22 protein-coding genes and 1 pseudogene are annotated in these 18,420 nt (G+C 64.9%); 11 read left to right on the top strand and 12 right to left on the bottom strand.

The window, feature by feature from the left end; genetic code table 11:
- Positions 1-279 (top strand): cytochrome c biogenesis protein ResB (locus AB0O58_RS26225; RefSeq protein ID WP_363798387.1); only part of this gene is annotated, 279 nt, incomplete at its 5' end.
- 4 nt (positions 280-283) lie between these two features.
- Positions 284-1,246 (top strand): c-type cytochrome biogenesis protein CcsB, encoded by a 963-nt coding sequence (gene ccsB, locus AB0O58_RS26220; RefSeq protein WP_032373342.1) that lies wholly within the window; start codon positions 284-286, stop codon positions 1,244-1,246.
- 6 nt (positions 1,247-1,252) lie between these two features.
- On the opposite strand, the pseudogene AB0O58_RS26215 reads toward ccsB, so the two are convergent.
- The 3 genes and pseudogenes from AB0O58_RS26215 to AB0O58_RS26205 all read right to left on the bottom strand — a co-directional run bounded on the left by AB0O58_RS26215 (position 1,253) and on the right by AB0O58_RS26205 (position 4,199).
- Positions 1,253-1,552 (bottom strand): annotated as a pseudogene (locus AB0O58_RS26215) (DUF3703 domain-containing protein).
- A gap of 48 nt (positions 1,553-1,600) precedes the next feature.
- Positions 1,601-3,808: a cation-translocating P-type ATPase gene (locus AB0O58_RS26210; protein ID WP_032373341.1), complete on the bottom strand. Its 2,208-nt coding sequence runs from the start codon at positions 3,806-3,808 to the stop codon at positions 1,601-1,603.
- Positions 3,801-4,199 carry a metalloregulator ArsR/SmtB family transcription factor gene (locus tag AB0O58_RS26205; RefSeq protein WP_032373340.1) on the bottom strand — a complete coding sequence of 133 codons (399 nt, stop codon included), beginning with the start codon at positions 4,197-4,199 and terminating at the stop codon, positions 3,801-3,803. Before AB0O58_RS26205 ends, AB0O58_RS26210 begins: the two co-directional genes overlap by 8 nt.
- Positions 4,200-4,335: 136 nt before the next feature.
- Between AB0O58_RS26205 and AB0O58_RS26200 the strand changes: the two genes are divergently transcribed.
- The 6 genes from AB0O58_RS26200 (at position 4,336) to AB0O58_RS26175 (ending at position 9,144) form a co-directional block, all read left to right on the top strand.
- Entirely contained in the window at positions 4,336-4,995 is a 660-nt protein-coding gene (locus AB0O58_RS26200) for a thioredoxin (protein ID WP_008720127.1), read from the top strand.
- Positions 4,970-5,605 carry a vitamin K epoxide reductase family protein gene (locus AB0O58_RS26195; protein WP_008720128.1) on the top strand — a complete coding sequence of 212 codons (636 nt, stop codon included), beginning with the start codon at positions 4,970-4,972 and terminating at the stop codon, positions 5,603-5,605. Before AB0O58_RS26200 ends, AB0O58_RS26195 begins: the two co-directional genes overlap by 26 nt.
- A gap of 55 nt (positions 5,606-5,660) precedes the next feature.
- Entirely contained in the window at positions 5,661-6,290 is a 630-nt protein-coding gene (locus AB0O58_RS26190; RefSeq protein ID WP_008720130.1) for a TlpA disulfide reductase family protein, read from the top strand.
- On the top strand, positions 6,287-6,919 hold the full coding sequence (locus AB0O58_RS26185; protein ID WP_080733221.1) for a TlpA disulfide reductase family protein: 633 nt from the start codon (positions 6,287-6,289) through the stop codon (positions 6,917-6,919). Before AB0O58_RS26190 ends, AB0O58_RS26185 begins: the two co-directional genes overlap by 4 nt.
- On the top strand, positions 6,916-7,803 hold the full coding sequence (locus AB0O58_RS26180; RefSeq protein WP_032373339.1) for a cytochrome c biogenesis CcdA family protein: 888 nt from the start codon (positions 6,916-6,918) through the stop codon (positions 7,801-7,803). The genes AB0O58_RS26185 and AB0O58_RS26180 overlap by 4 nt, the downstream gene beginning before the upstream one ends.
- A gap of 99 nt (positions 7,804-7,902) precedes the next feature.
- Complete coding sequence (locus AB0O58_RS26175) at positions 7,903-9,144, top strand: Nramp family divalent metal transporter (protein ID WP_008720147.1); 1,242 nt, start codon at positions 7,903-7,905, stop codon at positions 9,142-9,144.
- Positions 9,145-9,249: 105 nt separating this feature from the next.
- Here the strand turns inward: AB0O58_RS26175 and AB0O58_RS26170 are convergent, their stop codons facing one another.
- Positions 9,250-9,696 carry a VOC family protein gene (locus AB0O58_RS26170; RefSeq protein ID WP_197077431.1) on the bottom strand — a complete coding sequence of 149 codons (447 nt, stop codon included), beginning with the start codon at positions 9,694-9,696 and terminating at the stop codon, positions 9,250-9,252.
- Between the two features lie 215 nt (positions 9,697-9,911).
- Between AB0O58_RS26170 and AB0O58_RS26165 the strand changes: the two genes are divergently transcribed.
- The gene (locus AB0O58_RS26165) at positions 9,912-10,472 is read left to right on the top strand and encodes a recombinase family protein (RefSeq protein ID WP_094642704.1); all 561 of its coding nucleotides are present in this window, start codon (positions 9,912-9,914) and stop codon (positions 10,470-10,472) included.
- 136 nt (positions 10,473-10,608) lie between these two features.
- Here the strand turns inward: AB0O58_RS26165 and AB0O58_RS26160 are convergent, their stop codons facing one another.
- From AB0O58_RS26160 to AB0O58_RS26150, 3 genes are all read right to left on the bottom strand, one after another.
- Positions 10,609-11,073 (bottom strand): DUF5956 family protein, encoded by a 465-nt coding sequence (locus AB0O58_RS26160; RefSeq protein ID WP_032373337.1) that lies wholly within the window; start codon positions 11,071-11,073, stop codon positions 10,609-10,611.
- 75 nt (positions 11,074-11,148) lie between these two features.
- Positions 11,149-11,655 (bottom strand): hypothetical protein, encoded by a 507-nt coding sequence (locus AB0O58_RS26155; RefSeq protein WP_032373336.1) that lies wholly within the window; start codon positions 11,653-11,655, stop codon positions 11,149-11,151.
- A 566-nt stretch (positions 11,656-12,221) separates the two neighbouring features.
- Entirely contained in the window at positions 12,222-12,803 is a 582-nt protein-coding gene (locus AB0O58_RS26150; protein ID WP_141215099.1) for a hypothetical protein, read from the bottom strand.
- Positions 12,804-13,345: 542 nt separating this feature from the next.
- On the opposite strand from AB0O58_RS26150, the gene AB0O58_RS26145 reads away from it, so the two are divergent.
- Positions 13,346-13,573, top strand: a complete 228-nt coding sequence (locus AB0O58_RS26145) for a hypothetical protein (RefSeq protein ID WP_366239011.1) — start codon at positions 13,346-13,348, stop codon at positions 13,571-13,573.
- On the opposite strand, the gene AB0O58_RS26140 is transcribed toward AB0O58_RS26145, so the two are convergent.
- From AB0O58_RS26140 to AB0O58_RS26120, 5 genes are all read right to left on the bottom strand, one after another.
- On the bottom strand, positions 13,549-14,823 hold the full coding sequence (locus AB0O58_RS26140; RefSeq protein WP_141215153.1) for a hypothetical protein: 1,275 nt from the start codon (positions 14,821-14,823) through the stop codon (positions 13,549-13,551). The genes AB0O58_RS26145 and AB0O58_RS26140 overlap by 25 nt on opposite strands.
- 125 nt (positions 14,824-14,948) lie before the next feature.
- Positions 14,949-15,296 (bottom strand): helix-turn-helix transcriptional regulator, encoded by a 348-nt coding sequence (locus AB0O58_RS26135; protein ID WP_032400201.1) that lies wholly within the window; start codon positions 15,294-15,296, stop codon positions 14,949-14,951.
- Entirely contained in the window at positions 15,296-16,426 is a 1,131-nt protein-coding gene (locus AB0O58_RS26130) for a tyrosine-type recombinase/integrase (protein WP_241258386.1), read from the bottom strand. Before AB0O58_RS26130 ends, AB0O58_RS26135 begins: the two co-directional genes overlap by 1 nt.
- A 77-nt stretch (positions 16,427-16,503) precedes the next feature.
- Entirely contained in the window at positions 16,504-16,968 is a 465-nt protein-coding gene (locus tag AB0O58_RS26125; RefSeq protein WP_052047650.1) for a VOC family protein, read from the bottom strand.
- A 148-nt stretch (positions 16,969-17,116) separates the two neighbouring features.
- A complete protein-coding gene (locus AB0O58_RS26120; protein ID WP_037190622.1) occupies positions 17,117-17,440 on the bottom strand; it encodes a hypothetical protein in 324 nt (107 codons plus the stop codon).
- 145 nt (positions 17,441-17,585) lie between these two features.
- On the opposite strand from AB0O58_RS26120, the gene AB0O58_RS26115 reads away from it, so the two are divergent.
- Positions 17,586-18,420: ArdC-like ssDNA-binding domain-containing protein (locus tag AB0O58_RS26115; RefSeq protein ID WP_366239010.1), on the top strand; the 835-nt coding region annotated here is incomplete at its 3' end.

Genomic DNA, 18,420 nt, shown 5'->3' with positions numbered 1-18,420 from the left:
GAATTCGCGAACCTCCAGGTCGGATACGACCCCGCGCAGCGGTGGGTGCTCGTGTTCGCGGTCACGATGATGACCGGACTACTGGTGTCCCTGGTCATCACACGTCGCCGTGTCTGGTTCCGGGTCCACCCCGGCGAGCGCGGTCTCTCGCCAGTGGACATGGGTGGCCTGGCTCGCACCGATCACGCCGGCTGGGGACCGGAATTCCAGACCCTTCGGTTGAAGATCTGGCCGCACACGCAGAGCCCGTCCGAGAACCACGACAGAGAAACGGTGTAGCACCATGCCGATCGACGACACCCTCGCCCGGTGGAGCGACATCAGCTTCGAGACCGCCTTCGTGGTCTATCTCCTCGCCGCGATCGCATTCCTCGCACAGCTCGCAACGACCCGTAGCGCGGAACTGCACAATACGGAGCGACTTCGTGCTCGGATCATTGCTGCCACGTCGACGACGCCCGGACGCATTCCCGACGCACCCCGGCGAGTTCCATCCGAACGTTTCGGGCGTAGCGGACTCGGGCTGGTGATGGTGGCACTGACCCTGCATATCGGGTCGATCATCCTTCGCGGGATCGCCACCGGCAGGCCGCCGTGGGGCAACATGTACGAATTCGTCTCGGTCACCTGCGCAGCAGGTGTAGTCGCTGCACTGGTGGTGCTGCGCTCGACGCAGCTACGCACCCTGTGGTTGTTCGTTCTGGTGCCGACGTTGATCCTGCTGTTCGTCGCCGGCACCGTGCTGTACGCCGACGCAGCACCGGTGGTACCGGCACTGCAGTCGTACTGGCTGCCGGTGCACGTCTCCATCGTCTCGCTCGGCAGCGGGGTGTTCCTGATCTCCGGGGTTGCGAGCATACTGTTCCTGATCCGCATGAAGCATCCCGAGGACTCGGGCAGCCGCGTGAGCCGGATCGCAGCCCGCCTGCCCTCCGCGCAGACACTGGACATCGTGGCCTACAAGACCACGATCTTCGCCTTCCCGCTCTTCGGCGTCGGCGTCATCCTCGGCGCTATCTGGGCCGAAGCCGCGTGGGGCCGGTTCTGGGGCTGGGATCCGAAAGAAACGGTCTCCTTCATCACCTGGATCGTCTACGCCTCCTACCTGCACGCCCGCGCCACCAGCGGGTGGCGCAACACCCGCGCAGCATGGATCAACATCGCCGGATTCGTGGCGATGCTGTTCAATCTGTTCATCATCAACATGGTCGTCTCCGGCCTGCACTCCTACGCAGGCCTGAACTGATGACCGCTATCTGCCTCTCAGCGCGTCCGTACGGTCCTGCGGAATGGGCATCGGCGACATCGGTCCCGCCTCGACCCGGCCGGTGTTACCGGCCGGGTATCGCCCCGACCACGATCCTGGAGCAGCGATCACGATCCGGATCACCTGACCCCAGGATTCGCGCCGATCATGTTCTACCGCCGCAGCTTTCACCATCGCGGCGTGGTTGAGAGCATGCAATCACGGATAGTGCTGCGAGAGGATGTGTGTTCGTTCGAGGTGGTGCCAGCGCACCTCTGTTGTCGATGCCGCTGCTGCTGGGGTCATGTCGATCCCGTAGAGCCTGCATGCAGTCCGATCACCGCCCGCAGGTCTCTACCTTCCCTGACCGAGTTCGCTTCGCGCGGGAGTCGATGTGCAGCAGGTACATCCATCCGAGCACCCGGAGCTGCTGCCGTCGTCTGCTCCGATCGCCGAGGGTGACGGTGCGGTGGTGGCGGCCAGTAGGTTCCCAGATGCGAGAGGCGCAGCGTTCCTCGGCGTCGGGGCCGGAGCGCAGCAGGCATCCTCGAAGGCCGCTGCGGGTGCGATCGTGACATTGAGGGCACCGGATGCCGTAGGCGGTGGGACGAACCCGTCCAACGGTGTGGTGCGGGCGGCACGAATCGCATTGGCGATCACCAGGACTTCGGCGAGTTCGTGGACGAGCACCACAGTCGCCAAACCGAGGACGCCGGTGGCAGCCAGTGGGACGAGCACGCCGATGATCGCGATCGACAGGGCGATGTTCTGGACCATGATGCCGCGGGCATGCCGAGCGTGGGCCAGCACCTGCGGTAGATGCCGGAGGTCTTCCCCCATGAGGGCAACATCGGCGGTCTCGATGGCAACGTCGGTTCCCATTGCGCCCATGGCGATACCGACATCTGCGGTCGCCAAGGCGGGAGCGTCGTTGATGCCGTCGCCGACCATGGCAATCTTGCGTCCGGCCGCGATGTCGGCGAGCAGGGCCGCTTTGTCCTCGGGCAGTAGTTCGGCGTGGACGGCGGTGATACCCGCCTGGGTCGCCAGGGCCTGCGCAGTGAGTGCGTTGTCGCCGGTGAGCATCGCAGTGTCGATACCGAGCGCGGTGAGTTGGCGGACAGCCTCGGCGGCCTCGGGCCGCAGTTCGTCGCGGACGGCGATCGCAGCGATCAGGACTCCGGCGCGTTCGACGAGAACGACTGTGGCACCGCTGCTTTGGAGACGAGCGACGTCGGCGCGGAACTCCTCGGAGCTGGGGTGGGTGTCGAACCAGCTCGGTTTCCCGAGCCTGATCGCGGCTCCGTCGAGGGTGCCGGTCAGGCCGTGTCCGGCGATGGCAGTGACATCATCGGCTGCCGCGACGGTCGATACGGAAGCGAGGATGGCGCGGGCGAGTGGATGCTCGCTGCGCGCTTCGAGCGCAGCAGCAACGGCCAGCGCGGCGTCGCGGCCGATTCCCGCAGCGGTGACGACGTCGACGACCTCCGGTCGTCCTGCGGTGAGGGTGCCGGTCTTGTCCACGGCGACGACGCGGATGCGGCCCAGCTCTTCTACTGCTGCACCGCCTTTGATCAATGCCCCGTTGCGGCTCGCAGCCCCGATCGCCGCCACCACCGACAGCGGCACCGAGATGGCCAACGCGCACGGTGATGCCGCGACCAGGACCACCAGTGCGCGTTCGAGCCACAACATGGGGTCACCGAGCACCGCACCGACGCCGGCGACGAGGGCGGCGAGAATCATGATCGAAGGCACGAGGGGACGTGCGATCCGGTCCGCGAGCCGCTGGCCGGCCCCTTTGCGGTCCTGGGCCTGTTCGACGATGCGGACGATGCGCGCAAGCGAACTCTCCGATGCCGGCGCGGTGACGGTGATCTCGATGGCTCCGCCGCCGTTGATGGCACCGGCATGCACCTCGTCGCCGACACCGGCTTCGATGGGCACGGACTCGCCGGTGATCGCGGACACGTCCAGATTCGTCGAACCGCGTGCGATGGTGCCGTCCGTGGCAGCTCGCTCGCCCGGTCGCAGCACCATGGTGTCCCCGATCACGACATCGTCGGGGGGCAGGGCCTGCTCGGTTCCACCGCGCAGGACCGACACTGTCGGCGGCACCAAGGACAGAAGTGCGCGTAGTCCGCGGCGGGTCTTGGTGACCGCGTACTCCTCGAGTCCCTCGGCGACGGAAAACAGGATGCCGAGCATCGCGGCCTCGGGGATCTGGCCCAATGCGATGGCACCGAGGAGCGCGATCGTCATCAGCGTGCCGACACCGATGCGGCCGTGTCGCAGATTTCTCACCGTCGCGGGAACGAAGGTGACGGCCGCGATCGCGGCAGCGATCAGACCGCCGACGGTCGCGACCGCATCGGCACCCGTTCGACCGAGCAACCACGATGCGGCGAGGATGATCGCGGCTACCGATGCGAGTTGCAGCTCGCGGACCTGCCACAACCTCTGGGGTACGTCGGTCGGAGCCGGACCTGCCGTGCCCGTACCGTCGGCGGCCGGTTCGGTGGTCGGCGCAGCGGGGGTCGGTCCGCAGCACGCGTCAGCCATGATCGACCCCGGTGAGATCAGCGGTGGCCGAGGCGGTGGCCAGTGGCTCGGTCAGTATCGAGAGCAGTCGGGCGCCGCGATCGGTGAGCGAATACATGACCAACTTTCCCTCTCTGTTCGATGTGACGGCGTCCGCGGCTTTGAGTTTGCGGAGATGGTGGGAGACCAGCTTCTGGCTCTGTCCCACGATCCACGCAACATCGCAGCCGCACATCTGCCCGCCGGCGTTCAACGCGAGCGCGATGGTCAGTCGGGTGGGGTCACCGAAAGCTCGGGCAGCGTCGGCGACCGGTTCGATATCGCCGAGAGCAGGCAAGGCTGCGCGCACCCTCTCGGCGTGAGGGAGGTCCATACACAACAGATCGCACGAGTCCAAAGGTTCCAAGGCCATGGGCACAATCTAACAATCATGCGATCGTCAGGGAAGACCTTTCGGTCGACGTTCGTACGATTGTTAGTCTCACAACGGGTCGAAACGCCCATATCGGGCCCGTTGATCAGTCCGAACGAGTCGAGAAGGTAGTTGTATGAGCCGAGCGTTGAAGATTTCCCTGTCCCTGGTGGTCGTGTTCGCCGCCGCGTTGGCTGTATTTCTGGTGGTGGACCGATCGGGCACGCCGGATGCTGCCGCCGCCGAGCAGGCCGCCGCCGACCCTGCCTCGATCGCGGTGCGCGAGAACAGTCATCGGTTGAACTCGGTGCCCGACGGCCGGGTCACGTTCGTGGAGTTCCTCGACTTCGAGTGCGAGGCCTGCCGGTCTGTCTACCCAGCGATCGAACAATTGCGTGAGGAGTACGGCGACCGGGTGAGCTTCGTGGCCCGCTACTTTCCCATCGCCTCGCACTTCAATGCCGAACGCGCCGCACGCGCTGTCGAAGCCGCAGCACAGCAGGGCGGCTTCGAGGACATGTATCAGCGCATGTACGAGACGCAGGCGCAGTGGGGCGAACAGCAGGTTCCGCAGGACGAGTTGTTTCGGAGCTTCGCCGTCGAGCAAGGACTCGACATGAGCGCCTTCGATGCCGCTTACACCGACCCTGCGACGCTCGAACGCATCGAGGCCGACGTCGCCGACGGGATCGCGCTCGGCGTCCAGGGCACCCCGACGTTCTTCCTCAACGGCACCAAGATCGAACCCACCACCTACGGAGACCTCACCGATGCCCTCGACGCTGCACTCGGCTGACCGCGCAGCCGCTCTCACCCGACGCAGCGGACCGTTCGCCCGAAGCCTGCCCTGGCTGCTGCTGGTAGGAGGCGTGATCGGACTGGCCGCCGCGTTCGTACTCACGGTAGAGAAGTTCGCCCTTGCGCTCGATCCCGCCTACGCCCCGACCTGCAGTATCAATCCGGTACTCAACTGCGGATCGGTGATGGACACCCCGCAGGCGTCTGCGTTCGGATTTCCCAATTCCCTTCTCGGGATCGCGGGCTTCGCCGTCGTGGCGGCAGTGGGTGCCGCCCTGCTCGCCGGAGCCGTGTTCGCGCAGTGGTTCTGGAGTGCACTGCAGGTCGGTGTCACTGCTGCTGCGGTCTTCGTGCACTGGCTGATCGTGCAGAGCCTCTACGACATCGGCGCGCTGTGCCCGTACTGCATGGCGGTGTGGGCGGTCACCGTACCGATCTTCTGGTACGTCACGCTGCGCAACCTCGACCGCGGGGCTCCGAGTGCGGGCCGGCGGCAGTGGGCGGGAGTGTTGATGCGCAATCACTCGATTGCGCTGACCGTGTGGTTTCTCGTCCTCATCGCCCTGATCGCGCAGCGTTTCTGGTCGTACTGGTCCACGCTCCTATGATCCGCGACGTACCGTTCGCCCCTCTGCCGATCTCTCGAGAAAGAAGGTCACGGCGATGACGCGCGGCTGGTCGATCGTCATGCTCGTCGTTGTCGTTGCATCGATCGTCGCACTGTGGCCCCGCTCCGGTGGCGTCGAGGGCGGCCCATCCGACGTCATCGCCAACAATGTCGCGCCGGTCGGACCCGAACCCACACTGTCCCGCCCGCCGGATGACGCGGCACGAGCAACAGCGCTACCGCTGTGTCCGCAGCCGGTGCCACACGAAGGTGGGCCGCTGGCGGGAGTGATGGCGCGCTGCATCGGCAGTGCCGACGATGTCGATCTCGTCGACGTTCTCGGCAGCGAGGTGACGCTGATCAACCTGTGGGCATCCTGGTGCGGCCCGTGCCGCACCGAGATGCCCGTAGTCGATGCCTACGCCGCAGAACCCGACGCGATCCCAGTCATCGGAATCAACGTCGAGGACCGACCCGCGGACGCGGCCGCGCTGCTCACGCAACTGGGCATCCGCTATCCGAACTACATCGACGGCGGCAGCGTCCAGGACGCGCTCTCGGCACCGCCGGTCCTTCCCCTGAGTTTTCTCGTCCGCCCGGACGGAACGATCGAGCGCATCACCGACCCGACAGTGTTCGAGACGACAGACCAGATCCGCACTGCAATAAAGGACTTCACCTCATGACACGTTTCCTACCCGTGTGGGTCGGTACTCGACGACAAGGCGGCACGCCCACCGCGGCAATCGGATCGATTCTTGCCGTCGTACTACTGATCTCCGGATGCTCCGCTGGTGCCGACGCTGCACCGTCCGGCGGGAGCTTCGACTTCGTCGCGCCCGGTGGCCGAACCGACATCGTCTACGACCCTCCCGAAACACGCGGAACCATAGGCGAGCTCGCCGGCCCCGATCTGATGGAGGAGGGCAAGACGACCGCTCTGGCGGACTACGACGGAAAGGTCGTCGTGATCAATCTCTGGGGTCAATGGTGTGGCCCCTGCCGCGGCGAAGCCGACGACCTCGAAGAGGTCTACGAGGCCACCCGTGAGCGCGGTGTGCAGTTCCTCGGTATCAATGTCCGAGATCCGCAGAAGGACAAAGCGCAGGACTTCGTGGTCGACAACAACGTCACTTACCCTTCGATCTACGACCCCTCGATGCGGACGCTGATCGCCCTCGGCGGGAACTATCCGACCAGCGTCATTCCCTCGACGCTGGTACTCGATCGCCAGCACCGGGTGGCCGCGGTCTTCATGCGAGCCCTGCTCACCGAAGACCTGCTTCCCGTCGTCGAACGGATAGCCGCGGAATGACGACTCTTCTCGCCCAAGACATCGGGTCGACGTTCCAGAACGCGGCATCGAGTGGGCCCCTACTGCTGGCGATCGCGGCATGCATGCTCGCCGGGTTGGTCTCGTTCGCCTCACCGTGCGTGGTGCCGCTGGTGCCGGGATACCTGTCCTACCTGGCAGGCATCGCCGGCGCCGACGCCCAATCAGCCCGCGACGCCCAATCAGCCCGCGGCACCCAATCGGCCTGCGAGGCTCAGTCAGCCGATGCCCGGACACCCAGCACCGCGACCGCCGGTACGTCGTCGACGGGTCTCGTGAATCGCTGGCGTGTGGCCGGTGCAGCGTCGTTGTTCGTCGCCGGGTTCACCATCGTCTTCGTCCTCGCCACAGCCTCGGTCTTCGGAGTCATCGGCACCTTGCGCATCAACGAGCAAGTACTCCAACGCGTGGGCGGGGTCATCACGATCATCATGGGTGCGGCGTTCATCGGGTTGATACCCGCACTGCAACGCGACACCCGATTCGCACCCCGGCAGATCTCGTCCCTTGCAGGAGCGCCGCTGCTCGGTGGGGTGTTCGCGCTCGGCTGGACGCCGTGCCTGGGTCCGACCCTTGCCGGCGTGCTGTCCGTGGCGGCAGGCACCGAAGGTGCAACCGCAGCCCGCGGGGTCACTCTCATCGTCGCGTACTGCCTGGGACTCGGCCTACCGTTCGTCGTTCTTGCGTTCGGTTCGAGTTCGGCGATGCGCGGTGTGGGGTGGCTTCGGAGGAACTCTCAGAGGATCAAGGTGGCGGGCGGTGTCATCATGATCGCCGTCGGCATCGCACTGCTGACCGGGGTGTGGGGGTTGTTCATCGCCTGGATCCGCAACGAATTCGTCAGTGCAGTGATCCTGCCCATCTGATCGTGATGTCGCCGAACCGCCACGCCGCATTGCATTGTTCGGGAGGCCGAACTATATTTTCAGGGTTCTGACATATTGTTGGTGCCGGAGGGTGTGGTCATGTCTGTGCTGCAGCGCCGATCGTCTCGGCCGCCCTCGAGGTTTCGGTCTGGCCTCGTTCTGCTCGGTCCTGCTTTCGTCGCCGCGATCGCCTACGTCGACCCCGGCAATGTCGCCTCCAACGTCAGCGCCGGCGCGCAGTTCGGGTACCTGCTGGTCTGGGTGATCGTCGCCGCGAACGTGATGGCCGGCCTCGTGCAGTTCCTCTCCGCCAAACTCGGCATCGTCACCGGAATGACACTGCCCGAAGTGGTCCGCGAGAAGTCGAGCAAGAGTGTGCGACTGGCATATTGGGGGCAAGCAGAAGTGGTCGCCATGGCGACCGACCTCGCAGAGATCGTCGGCGGTGCGATCGCTCTTTACTTGCTCTTCGACCTGCCGCTCCTGATCGGCGGCCTCATCACCGGAGCCGTATCGATGATCTTGTTGCTGGTCCAGGATCGCCGGGGCCAGCGCCCGTTCGAGTTCGTGATTCTCGGTCTACTCGGTGTCATCGCCGTCGGATTTCTTGCCAGCGTCGTCGTGGAACCGCCATCGTTCACCGCCGCTGCCGCCGGGTTGATTCCGCGGTTCGACGGCGCGGAAAGCGTATTGATAGCCGCCGCTATGCTCGGTGCGACGATCATGCCGCACGCGGTCTATCTGCACTCCGGCCTTGCACGTGACCGGCACGGACACCCCGAGGCAGGGCCTGTCCGGCAGCGGTTGTTGCGGATCACCCGGATCGATGTCGGGTTGGCGATGCTGCTGGCCGGTGCAGTGAACATGTCGATGCTGCTGTTGGCGGCCTCGACGCTGGGAGGCCGAGAGGGCGTCGATTCCATCGAAGGAGCTCACACAGCAGTAGGAGACACTCTGGGGCCGGTGGTAGCGCTGCTGTTCGCGGTGGGCCTGCTGGCCTCGGGCCTGGCATCGACATCGGTCGGGGCATACGCCGGCGCGATGATCATGGACGGCCTACTACGTCAGCGCATTCCGATTCTGGTGCGACGACTGGTGACACTTGTTCCCGCACTGGCAATTCTGGCCGCGGGGGTCGACCCCAGTCGGGCACTGGTCGTCTCACAAGTCGTCCTGTCCTTCGGTATTCCGTTCGCGCTCATTCCCTTGGTGCGGTTCACCTCGGACCGCATCCTGATGGGCGGCGATGTCAATCACCGGATCACGGCATACGCGGCATGGCTCATCGCGGGAATCGTCGTCGCACTCAATGTCGCGTTGATCTATCTGACCGTCGCCTGACTGCGCGCGGGTGGACAAGTCCAGCATGCGCTTATTTCAGGACGATGACCACGCGTAGCGCGTCGACGGACGTCCGGGTCATCGAGTTTCTGCTCGAGGGTGCGGTCAGGGTGCGCCGTTGCCTGCCGTGGTGGGCTCGTGTTGGCTTTTTTCATCGGTATGGAAAGTGATCAGATTGCCGTCGGTGTCGACAGCTGCGAACTCCGTCGTTCCCCAGTCCGTCGAGACGGGACGACCCGCGTCTGCGGGATGGAGCACTCCCGCGCGGGACATCTCGGCGTAAAGGTCGTTGATCTCGTCCACGGCGATGCGGCAGCTGGCTGTGCCGGCAAGGAACGTCTCGGCTCCGCTGCATACCGGCCATGCCGCAGGGTCTGAACGGGTATTCCAGCTGTCGTCGTCGGCGGCCCACAAGTGGATCTCGACGTCGTCGCGGGTAAGTCTCGCGAAAGTCGGGTCGGTGTACCGGGTCGTGAAGCCGAACGCGCGGACGTATATCTCTACAGCGGTGTCGATGTCTCGTACCGGCAGCGCAGGTACCACTTTCGACATGCCCATAGGCAACACTAACGCCGACGAGCCGGAGTAGGAGCCGAACCCACATCAATTGCTGGCGCTCAGTGCATTCGACTTCTGACACAGTGAACGCGACTCCTGAAACTGACAGGATCGATATCGAGACTCAATCGTGATGTGTCTCAGAAACCTGTCTCAAGCTCTGACGCGCCGCCTGTGCCTTGTCGGCCGTTTCTGAGACAGTCATCCTCGTGAGCGCCGTTTTGGGATACATGAGGGTCTCGACCACCGATCAGTCGCTGGATCTACAGAGAGACGCACTGACAGCCGCCGGCTGCTTCCGCATCTGGGAAGAGGTCGCATCCGGAGCAGACAAAGACCGACCTCAGTTGCAGCTGCTCCTCGAGAGCGTGCGCGCCGGCGACGTCGTCGCAGTATGGCGACTCGATCGACTCGGCCGCTCACTGAGCCACCTCATCGAAACCGTCAACCTCATCGAAACCAAAGGTGCAACACTGCGCAGCATCACCGAAGGCATCGACACCTCGACAGTCGGAGGACGCCTGACCTACAACATCTTCGGCTCCCTCGCCGAATTCGAACGAGACCTCGTCAAAGAACGCACCATGGCCGGCCTCGCAGCCGCACGAGCCCGCGGCCGCATCGGTGGCCAACCAGCCAAGATCGACGCCGACAAAGCTCGTCACATCCGCAGAATGCTCGACGACGGCACACCCAAAACCGAAATCGCATCAGTACTCGGAATCGGCCGCGCCACCCTCTACCGGCACCTCAGTTCGCCTGCGGGTTAAGCGATTAGCTCCCATCACGGTGTACGTCCGGCCCCGGGTTCCTTTGGCGAGACACTTCCACCGGGTACACCAAAACGGCGACAGGAGGGGTCGCACGTCCTCTGTCTCTGCCAAGGAAAATTGGCGGCTCGCAAGGTCAGGACCGGAACAAATTTCCGTACAGCTGTGCAATGGATTCGAAGACTTCTACGGGATCCACATAATTGTTCTTGTCTCGTAACGCGTCTTCGAGGGCATCTTCGTTCACGATGTTGTCGGGGACCAGCACGTGCCACTTGTAACCCCGCGGTTGTGGACGAACTCCTGCCGAGGCCAAGTATGCATTGATGTCCTCGTTCTGTGCACGCAAATCTTCTTCAGTGAAGGCCTCGAACCAAACTTCCTGCGGGTCACCGGTTGCCTGGTGACCGCGTGACACTTTCACGGGCGGATGCAGCGCCGCTGGATACGACGTCCGAAAGCATCGGCCCGGACCCGCAGCCCAGGCAGTCAACGCCCCATGACCGTTGGCGACGAGCGGTACGTATCGACCCGTGGGCAGACCTTCAGGTATTTCACCCTCGTCATCCGCGACCGGGTAATCGCCCCAGTATTGAGCCATACCGTCTCCTTTAGGCTGAAACGAACTCTGGCCTCGGCCGCCGAAGCGCCGAGGCCAGAGGCGACGATCAAGATGCTAACCGATCTGGAACGACCCGATGGGGTCCCCGGTCTGTGACAGCAGGGGAATCGTCCGGGGAGCTGGCGTCGCGGCAGCGTCGACTACCGAACCAACCAAATCGTCCGACCTGACGTACCCCAGCTCACCATCGGTACCGATGGCGCTGACCAGGTCAGGGAGTTCAGCATCTGCCTGCGCGGCCTCGCCGGTTCCGTAGCTCTCACCGTCCGGATTTGTTCCTTGTGCGCGCGCAGCGTCGCCGTCTGCGCGAGGTGCAGCCAGGGCAGCGGGGGCAGGGTACTGGAGGGGGTCGGACGGGAAGGTGACGTACTCCGACATGTTTCCACCGGACGGCCACACCGCCACGAATCCATGACTGTTGTAGAAGCCGGGTCCGCAGTCTCGAGTGGACGTAGCGGTCTGAGAACTCGTGTTGAACAGGTTGAACTGGTAGTCCGTCGCCGAGCACAACGCACCCTCCCGGAAGAGGCGGGCTTTGGAGCCGATAACACCCTGCGGCACAGTGCTTCCGAAGGCCGTGTAAACACGCGTCGACGCTTTGGGAACTCCGGCGTTGTTCCTGACTTGTCATTGGTCGACATATTCGAGCGCGAACGGAATCAATGCAGAATGCACCGAATGCGTTCTCTACCAACAGGTCTGCAGCAATCCGCCTCGGTTGCAGACCGGCCGGTTTTACCTACCCTAGCGGCAAAGTTGCCGATTACGCTAGCGCAAGTAATGAAACGGTCAAAAGTATTGAATCGAGTCGAATCATGCTGTATCACTGCATGTTTTGTGACGGATGTGATTCCAACGGTCCAAGAACTCGACCTACCTGCGGGTCCATACGTGAAGTTGCAGCTAGGAGCTACCGCGGCACGAGCGTGGATGGTCTCCGTCGCTCCCGCACAATCACCTCATGTGATCCACAAGCGGGAGGTGGGCACTCCGCCTGCGTCGACGACCGATCGCACGTTATGCCGCGCGGCGGTGCCGGCGACTCTGCGGGCATCTCCCGACCCGAAGTCGCTGCACCCGACACCGACATCGCAGAGGACCACCACCGAATGCGAACGTCTAAATTTCTAGACCTCATCCGGCCGCTCCGAGGCCTCGCTGGCGTCGACCAAATCGAACCAGTCTTCGTAATAAGCCGGGTCCGGCGGCATCACCTCGACGCGCTCGCCGCCGAGAGTGCAGCCGTAAATTCGGACCCCGTAAGGATTGATGTCCGCAGCAGCAAACCCTGCCAAACGAGCCGTTTTCACGGCATCGTCACGTTCTATCCCGAGGCGGACCAGGATCTCCACCGCAAACTCCTCCGCACGTCCCCGGGACGGGTGCAGGCTCTCGCCGAACTTTCGGTTGGCTTCGGCAGCTACGCGGTCGACAACGAGAATATTCTCGAACTCGACGACGTAGAGGACGTGATCTCGAAGCGCTTTCAGGTCAGCAGCTAGACCGTCGATCTTCGCAGCCAGCGCAGTAAGCGCGCTACTCGAGCTGCGCGGATATCGAGAAATAAGAAAGTGACCTCCGTTCCGACCCTTTCTGACCTCTACCATTCCTTCGGCGATCAACGGCGCATAAGCCGCGCGACCGGCATGCGGCTGAGGCCGCGAGGGCGACGGAAAAAACTCCTGGTTCAACTCGTCGAGCGTAGGCATCGGGCCGCGCTCTCCATAGTCGCCCGCTCGAATTCGCGCCCGAAGAATCGCCGTTACGTCCGCCGGAGTCACCATTTGCGCCACCTATTCTCGAAAACATCACATTAGCTCATCTGAGGTTATCGGCTCTCGGGCAGATCGGCAACCGTGCTGTTTTGCGACGTCGAAGGTGGACACCGCTGGTGTCGACGAGCTGTCGGGTGTTCCGCCTGCCGGCGGTGCCGGCCACCCTGCGGGCGTCCCCCGAACTGAGCTCCGCTGCGCTCCGCACCGTGAAAAGACATCGAATTTCTTGTCGCACATCTGGCTCCCGGCGATACTGCATCACCCGTGCCCGCCGCCTCAACCCCTCGCTCCGCTGCGCTACGGCCAAGGCTCCCAACACTTTTCGTAGAGCAGTCGCTGCGCTCCCACGAAAACTGTCCGGCCGCGGCGTTGCCCCGTCGTTCCCGTGCGCTGCTGTCTCTCCTCACGCCAGATGACGGCGACAAGAAATTGGCAGAGCAGGCCGGGGGACCGGTCACGAGGGAGAGGGGCCAGTCATGGCATCACGGACCAAGACCAGCGCAGCGGACAAGGCCGAAGCACGCCGCGAGCTGGCGGCATCGCTGCACGCCTCGATCACCGAGAAGGTAGCCGAGCTGACCAGCTCCGACACGTGGCGCGCGTACCTCGACCACGTGGCCTCGTTCCACTCCTACAGCACTGGCAGGGTTGCCGTATTCGACCCTGCGAATAGCGAGACTCAGGAGTGGCGGTCGGCGGCGTAGTTCGCCCATTGGCCGCTGGCTCGGAGCGTGTGCTGCGCGACGGTGTGTGCGTTCAGACCCAGCATCGCGGCGAGTGCGCTCGGTGGGAGCTCTCGGGTGAGGTGGGCGATGGCGGACAGTCTCAGGGCCTGCGGACTGATACCGATGCGACGCAACCGGTTACCGAGCGCCGTCGCCGTGAGTGGTATGTCAGCACGGTGACCGGGGAAGAGCCATGTCTGAGGTATCTGCTCGGCGGTTCCTGCGCGTCGTGGTCGGGGTAGTTGCAGTGCGATCTGGGCGAACGGATCCGGTAGCAGAAGCGTGTCGGCGCTGCCGAGCCGCAGTTCCACCCCGGCGTCGGTTTCGGTGACGTGGGCAGTGGTGAGTCCGGCGATACGGGTCAGTGGTTGGGCGAACAGCGCGATCAAGGCGCCGGCGAGCCGGTCGGCGGGGTCCAGAGACTCGTCGTGGACGAGGCGTCGGCAGATCTGCCACCTCTCGTCGTCGTCGGTGGGGACTTCCGCTCGGCCTCGGTAGCTCGAGGGGAGGGTGAGTGTGCGGGGTAGGTGCCGGTTGCGTCGTGCCCACGTCAGGAAGGACCGCACGCGCCAGTGGGCGGCTCCAGGCGCGCTGAACCAGGTGTCGATGTCGTGTTGTGTGCACTCGCCGAGCTCTGTCGAGCGCTGCTGCAGCAAGTCGAGGAACAGTGCCGATTGGCGAATCTGTGAGCGAGCGTTCTGGGCGCCGACATGGCCTTCCCGCTTCTCGGTCGCCGCGCGCAATCTGGGGAGTACGGCCCACTGTGTCCACCGGGTCAGGAGTGCGCGGTGGTTCGGGGTCAGGCTGCTCAGTAGTTGGGGGAGTTGGGCTTCGAGGCGGCGCAGGCTGCGGTCGAGGTCCGGGCCGAGGATGCCGGTGGCGACGAGGAGTGAGCGCAGGTGCTCGACCGACTTCGGGTGCGGGAGGGTGTCGAACGAGGTGTGTGTGAGGGCTGTGCTGCCGTCCTGGATGGAGAGCAGCAGGGGTGTGGTGCGGATCAGCCACCGGCGGGTGGTGACGGGTTCGGCGTGCAGGAGCGGCTGCCGCAGCGGTGCGAGGGGGCCGTCGGCATGAGGAGGGATTATCGCGTCGAGGCGGCGGGTCAGTGTGCACCGGTGACAGAGGGTGTCGCCTTCGGCGCCGGTGAGAGCTGATCCTGTTGCATCGCAACAGGTGCAGGTGCGACGCGCCTTCTGGCGGCACCACCGGCAGGTGTCGGCGTCGTCCAACAGTTTGTCCGGCTTTCTGCAGCCGGCGCACGTACCGCGGTGCTGCGTGGCTCGTTTTCTGCAGCGGTCGCACACCGTCATGCCGCGAACCTCGGCGGTGGTGCAGATGCGACACCGTCCTGCGATCACTGTCGCCGGATGTCGGCGCGTCGTGGTGTGCGGGTCTTGGCGCGGGTGGTCGCGGCAGCGGTGTCGGGGCGGTGTGTCGATGTTCCGGTCGCGGTCCCTGTGGCGGGTTCGGCGATCGGTTCGATGAGGTCGTTGGGTGTGCAGGTGAGGATGTCGCACAGTGCCATCAGCGTGCGCAGGCTCAGACGTTCGGGTGTCCCGGTGACCAGGCGATACACCTGTGCTTCGGAGAGTGTGATGCCCCGTTCGGCGAGGAGGGGTCCGAGTCCGGTGGTCGCGAAGATGCCCTGGTCGGCCAGGAGGCGGCGCAGATGCCACTGGTAGTTCAGCTGCGGGTGCGGCATCAGTTCTCCTCGTCGGTGCTCGCGGTGGTGAACGCCCGACTCAGTGCTCGTCGGAGGGCGTTGTTCTTGTAATCGGTGCCGACGCTGGTGTAGATCGCGGTGGTCGATCCCCAGGAGTGTCCGAGTTGTTGTTGGACGAAGAGGTGATCGAACCCGTCCTCGAGCAGATGTGTCGCATACGAGTGGCGCAGACAGTGCGGGCCGAGGTGCTTCTCGAGCCCGACGGCGTCGCGGTACTCGGCGAACCGTTGGGAGATCGACACCGCTCCCACCCGTGCGCTGCGCTCGGTGGGCCAGAGGGCGAGTTGGTCGGAGTCGTAGAGGGGCCGGATCTCGGTGACCCACTCGTCGACGGCCTCGGCGGCCCATTCCATGGTGGTCAGGACCGTGCGGCGCCGCGGCGGTCCGCCGGAGAGGGCTTTGCCGTGGCGCACCGACAGCGCCCCGTAGCGGCCGAACTCGGTGGCCGCGGGGTTGGCGGTCCAGTCGACGGTGTCGAGCATCGAGGCCTCCCGGCGGCGTAGGCCCCAGGCGTAGATCACCTTGAACAGCGTGGCGTCGCGATAGCTCGCCAGCCATCCTTTGCGGCCGGAGGCGCCGACCCGGTTCACCCGGGTGTCGCAGTAGTCGAAGAACGCCTGCAGCTCGTCGCGGGTCAGCGGCCGATTGCCGGGTCGCCCTTCATAGTCGCTGCGGTGCACGACCATGTTCCACTCGTGGAAGATCTGCACCGGGTGCACCCCGAAGTGCCGCTCACAGACCTCGTGCCACCGGTAGCGGACGTCGGAGATGTAGCTGCAGAAAAGCGATGCCGCCATCTGATACAGCCGCACCGTCGAATGCGCGGCTCCCGACTCCACCAGATGCGTCGTCCACTCCTCGACGTCCGCCGACGACCACTGCCACGGGTAGTCGTTGGTGAAGACCACCAACCGGCGCACGATCTGTGTCCGCCGCTCGATGGTCAGGTTCGCGAGCATCCGCGAGCGCTGCTGTTGCTCCCACCCTTCGATCATCGCCGCGAGCACGGTCTCCTCGGGCGCGAGCAGCGACAGACCGTCTCGCATCAGGTGATCTGCCGACCCCCCGGCGCGAGAAGCGCCGGACCCGACGGTATCCATGGCCGACATCGCATGAACGTATCATGCATCCAATGCAAGTTTCGTGATGACGCCGATGGATGCGTGGTGATCAACGGCTCCGCCGGTCAGGAAGTGGTGACAGCGTCACCGTCACCGTCGACGACCGGGCTTTCGGTCCGAATAGTGTTCGTGGAGAACGTGAGCAGGTTCCCATCGCCGTCGACGGTCGCGAATTCCGTCGTCCCCCAGTCCGTCGCGACGGGGTGGCCGGCGTCTGCCGGGTGCAGAACGCCCGCGCGCGAGAGTTCGTCGTACAGTTCCGTGATCTCGTCGACGGTGATGCGGCAACTGGCCGTTCCGGCGAGGAAGGTCTCCGCTCCGCTGCACACCGGCCACGGCGCAGGGTCGGTGCGGGTGGTCCAGCTGTCGTCGTCGGAGGCCCACAGGTGGATCTCGACGTCGTCTCGAGTGAGCTTGGCGAAGGTGGGATCGGAGTACTGCGCCGTGAAGCCGAAGGCGCGGGTGTAGACGGCGATCGCGGTCTCGATGTGCCGTACCGGCAGCGCGGGGACCGCTCTGGACATAGCCATGGGCAACACTAACGCCGGCGAACGCCACGAGGGAGTGAACGCTGCCGTGCCTTAGGGGAGTGCGTGCAGGTCGAGGTTCACTGGTCGCCGCGCGGGCGCTACCGCTCAGTGTTCGACCGGGGCGGCGGGACGCGACCCTTCGCTGCGTTCATCGTTGCAGCGCTTCGCCTTTCGATTGCAGCGACGCGGCGAGTTGGTCGACGGTCGGCAGACCCGCCAGGCCGCGGTCGGTCGAGTAGACGCGGCAGGCGAGTTCGGTCAGTTGCACGGCATCGTCGAAGGCATCGACGCCGTCGACAAGGATGGTCGGTGAGCCGGCGAAGGCCGACGCCGCTGCCTCGGCGTCGGACGAGATCAGCCGGTGACCGATCTCGATGTCCGACTGTCCGATCAGGCTGGCCGCAGCGCGAACCCGGTCCGCAGCTTCCTGCCAGTTCGGGCACCCGTCGAAGTACAAGATTTCCACCTTCATACGAGCGAGTCTGCCCTCGAATCGGATGGCGTGCCGGTGCGGCCACAACGGGCGTCGGTTCATGGTGAGATCGTGTCGGCTGCAACGGGCGGGGCGGCGATCGTGCATCTGATGCTATTCCGCATCCTTTTTCAATAATGTCCTGTTGATCCTCGCCCAGAAGCCCGAGGCCACGCAGGTCGCCGGATTCCGTGCCTGGCAACAGCGCGGGCGGCAGGTTCGCAAGGGGCAGAGGGCGATCCGGATCTACGGCTACAGCTCCCGCATCGTCACCGAGACCGACCCCGACACCGGCGACGAAGAGACCCGCAAGGTGCCCACGTTCCCGATTCTGTCGGTGTTCGACCACTCCCAGACCGACCCGATCGAGGGACACCCCCAGCCCGAGGAAATCGCCCAGCTGCTCACCGGCGCCGATCCGGACGCGATCTACGACCGCGTGGCAGCGATCATGACCGGCCGAGGCTGGACCGTCACCCGCGAGGCGATCCCCAGCAGCGCGAACGGCTACACCACCACCGACGGCTCCCACCGGATCGTCGTCGACGCAGCCCTCGAACCCGCAGCGGCCGCGAAAACGATGATCCACGAGGCAGCGCACGCGATCATGCACGCACCCGACCTCATCGGACCCGAAGCCCGAAAGGACCTGCATCGCGGCCGGATGGAGGTCGAAGCCGAATCCGTCGCCTACGTGCTGGCCGGGATGCTCCGACTCGACACCAGCGCCTACAGCGTCGGCTACATCGCCGGATGGGCCGCAGGAGACCTCGAGCAGGTCACTGCCACCGCGAAAGCAGTACTGACCGCAGTCCACGATCTGGCCGACGCCCTCGATCCTGCCGACGCCGAGTCGGACGACGGCGAGGACACCGGGACCGGGGCAGCCGCCTCATATGGAGGTCGGCCTGTCAACGACGGCATGGTGAAGCGGTGGCACGCACCGTCGTGTGTGCCACCGCTTCCTGTTGCCGGGATGG

Source organism: Rhodococcus sp. NPDC080181, from assembly GCF_040702225.1.
Taxonomy (GTDB): Bacteria; Actinomycetota; Actinomycetes; order Mycobacteriales; family Mycobacteriaceae; genus Rhodococcoides; species Rhodococcoides fascians.
Note: the sequence above shows the minus strand (reverse complement) of the source record. Positions and strands in the feature narration are given on the sequence as shown.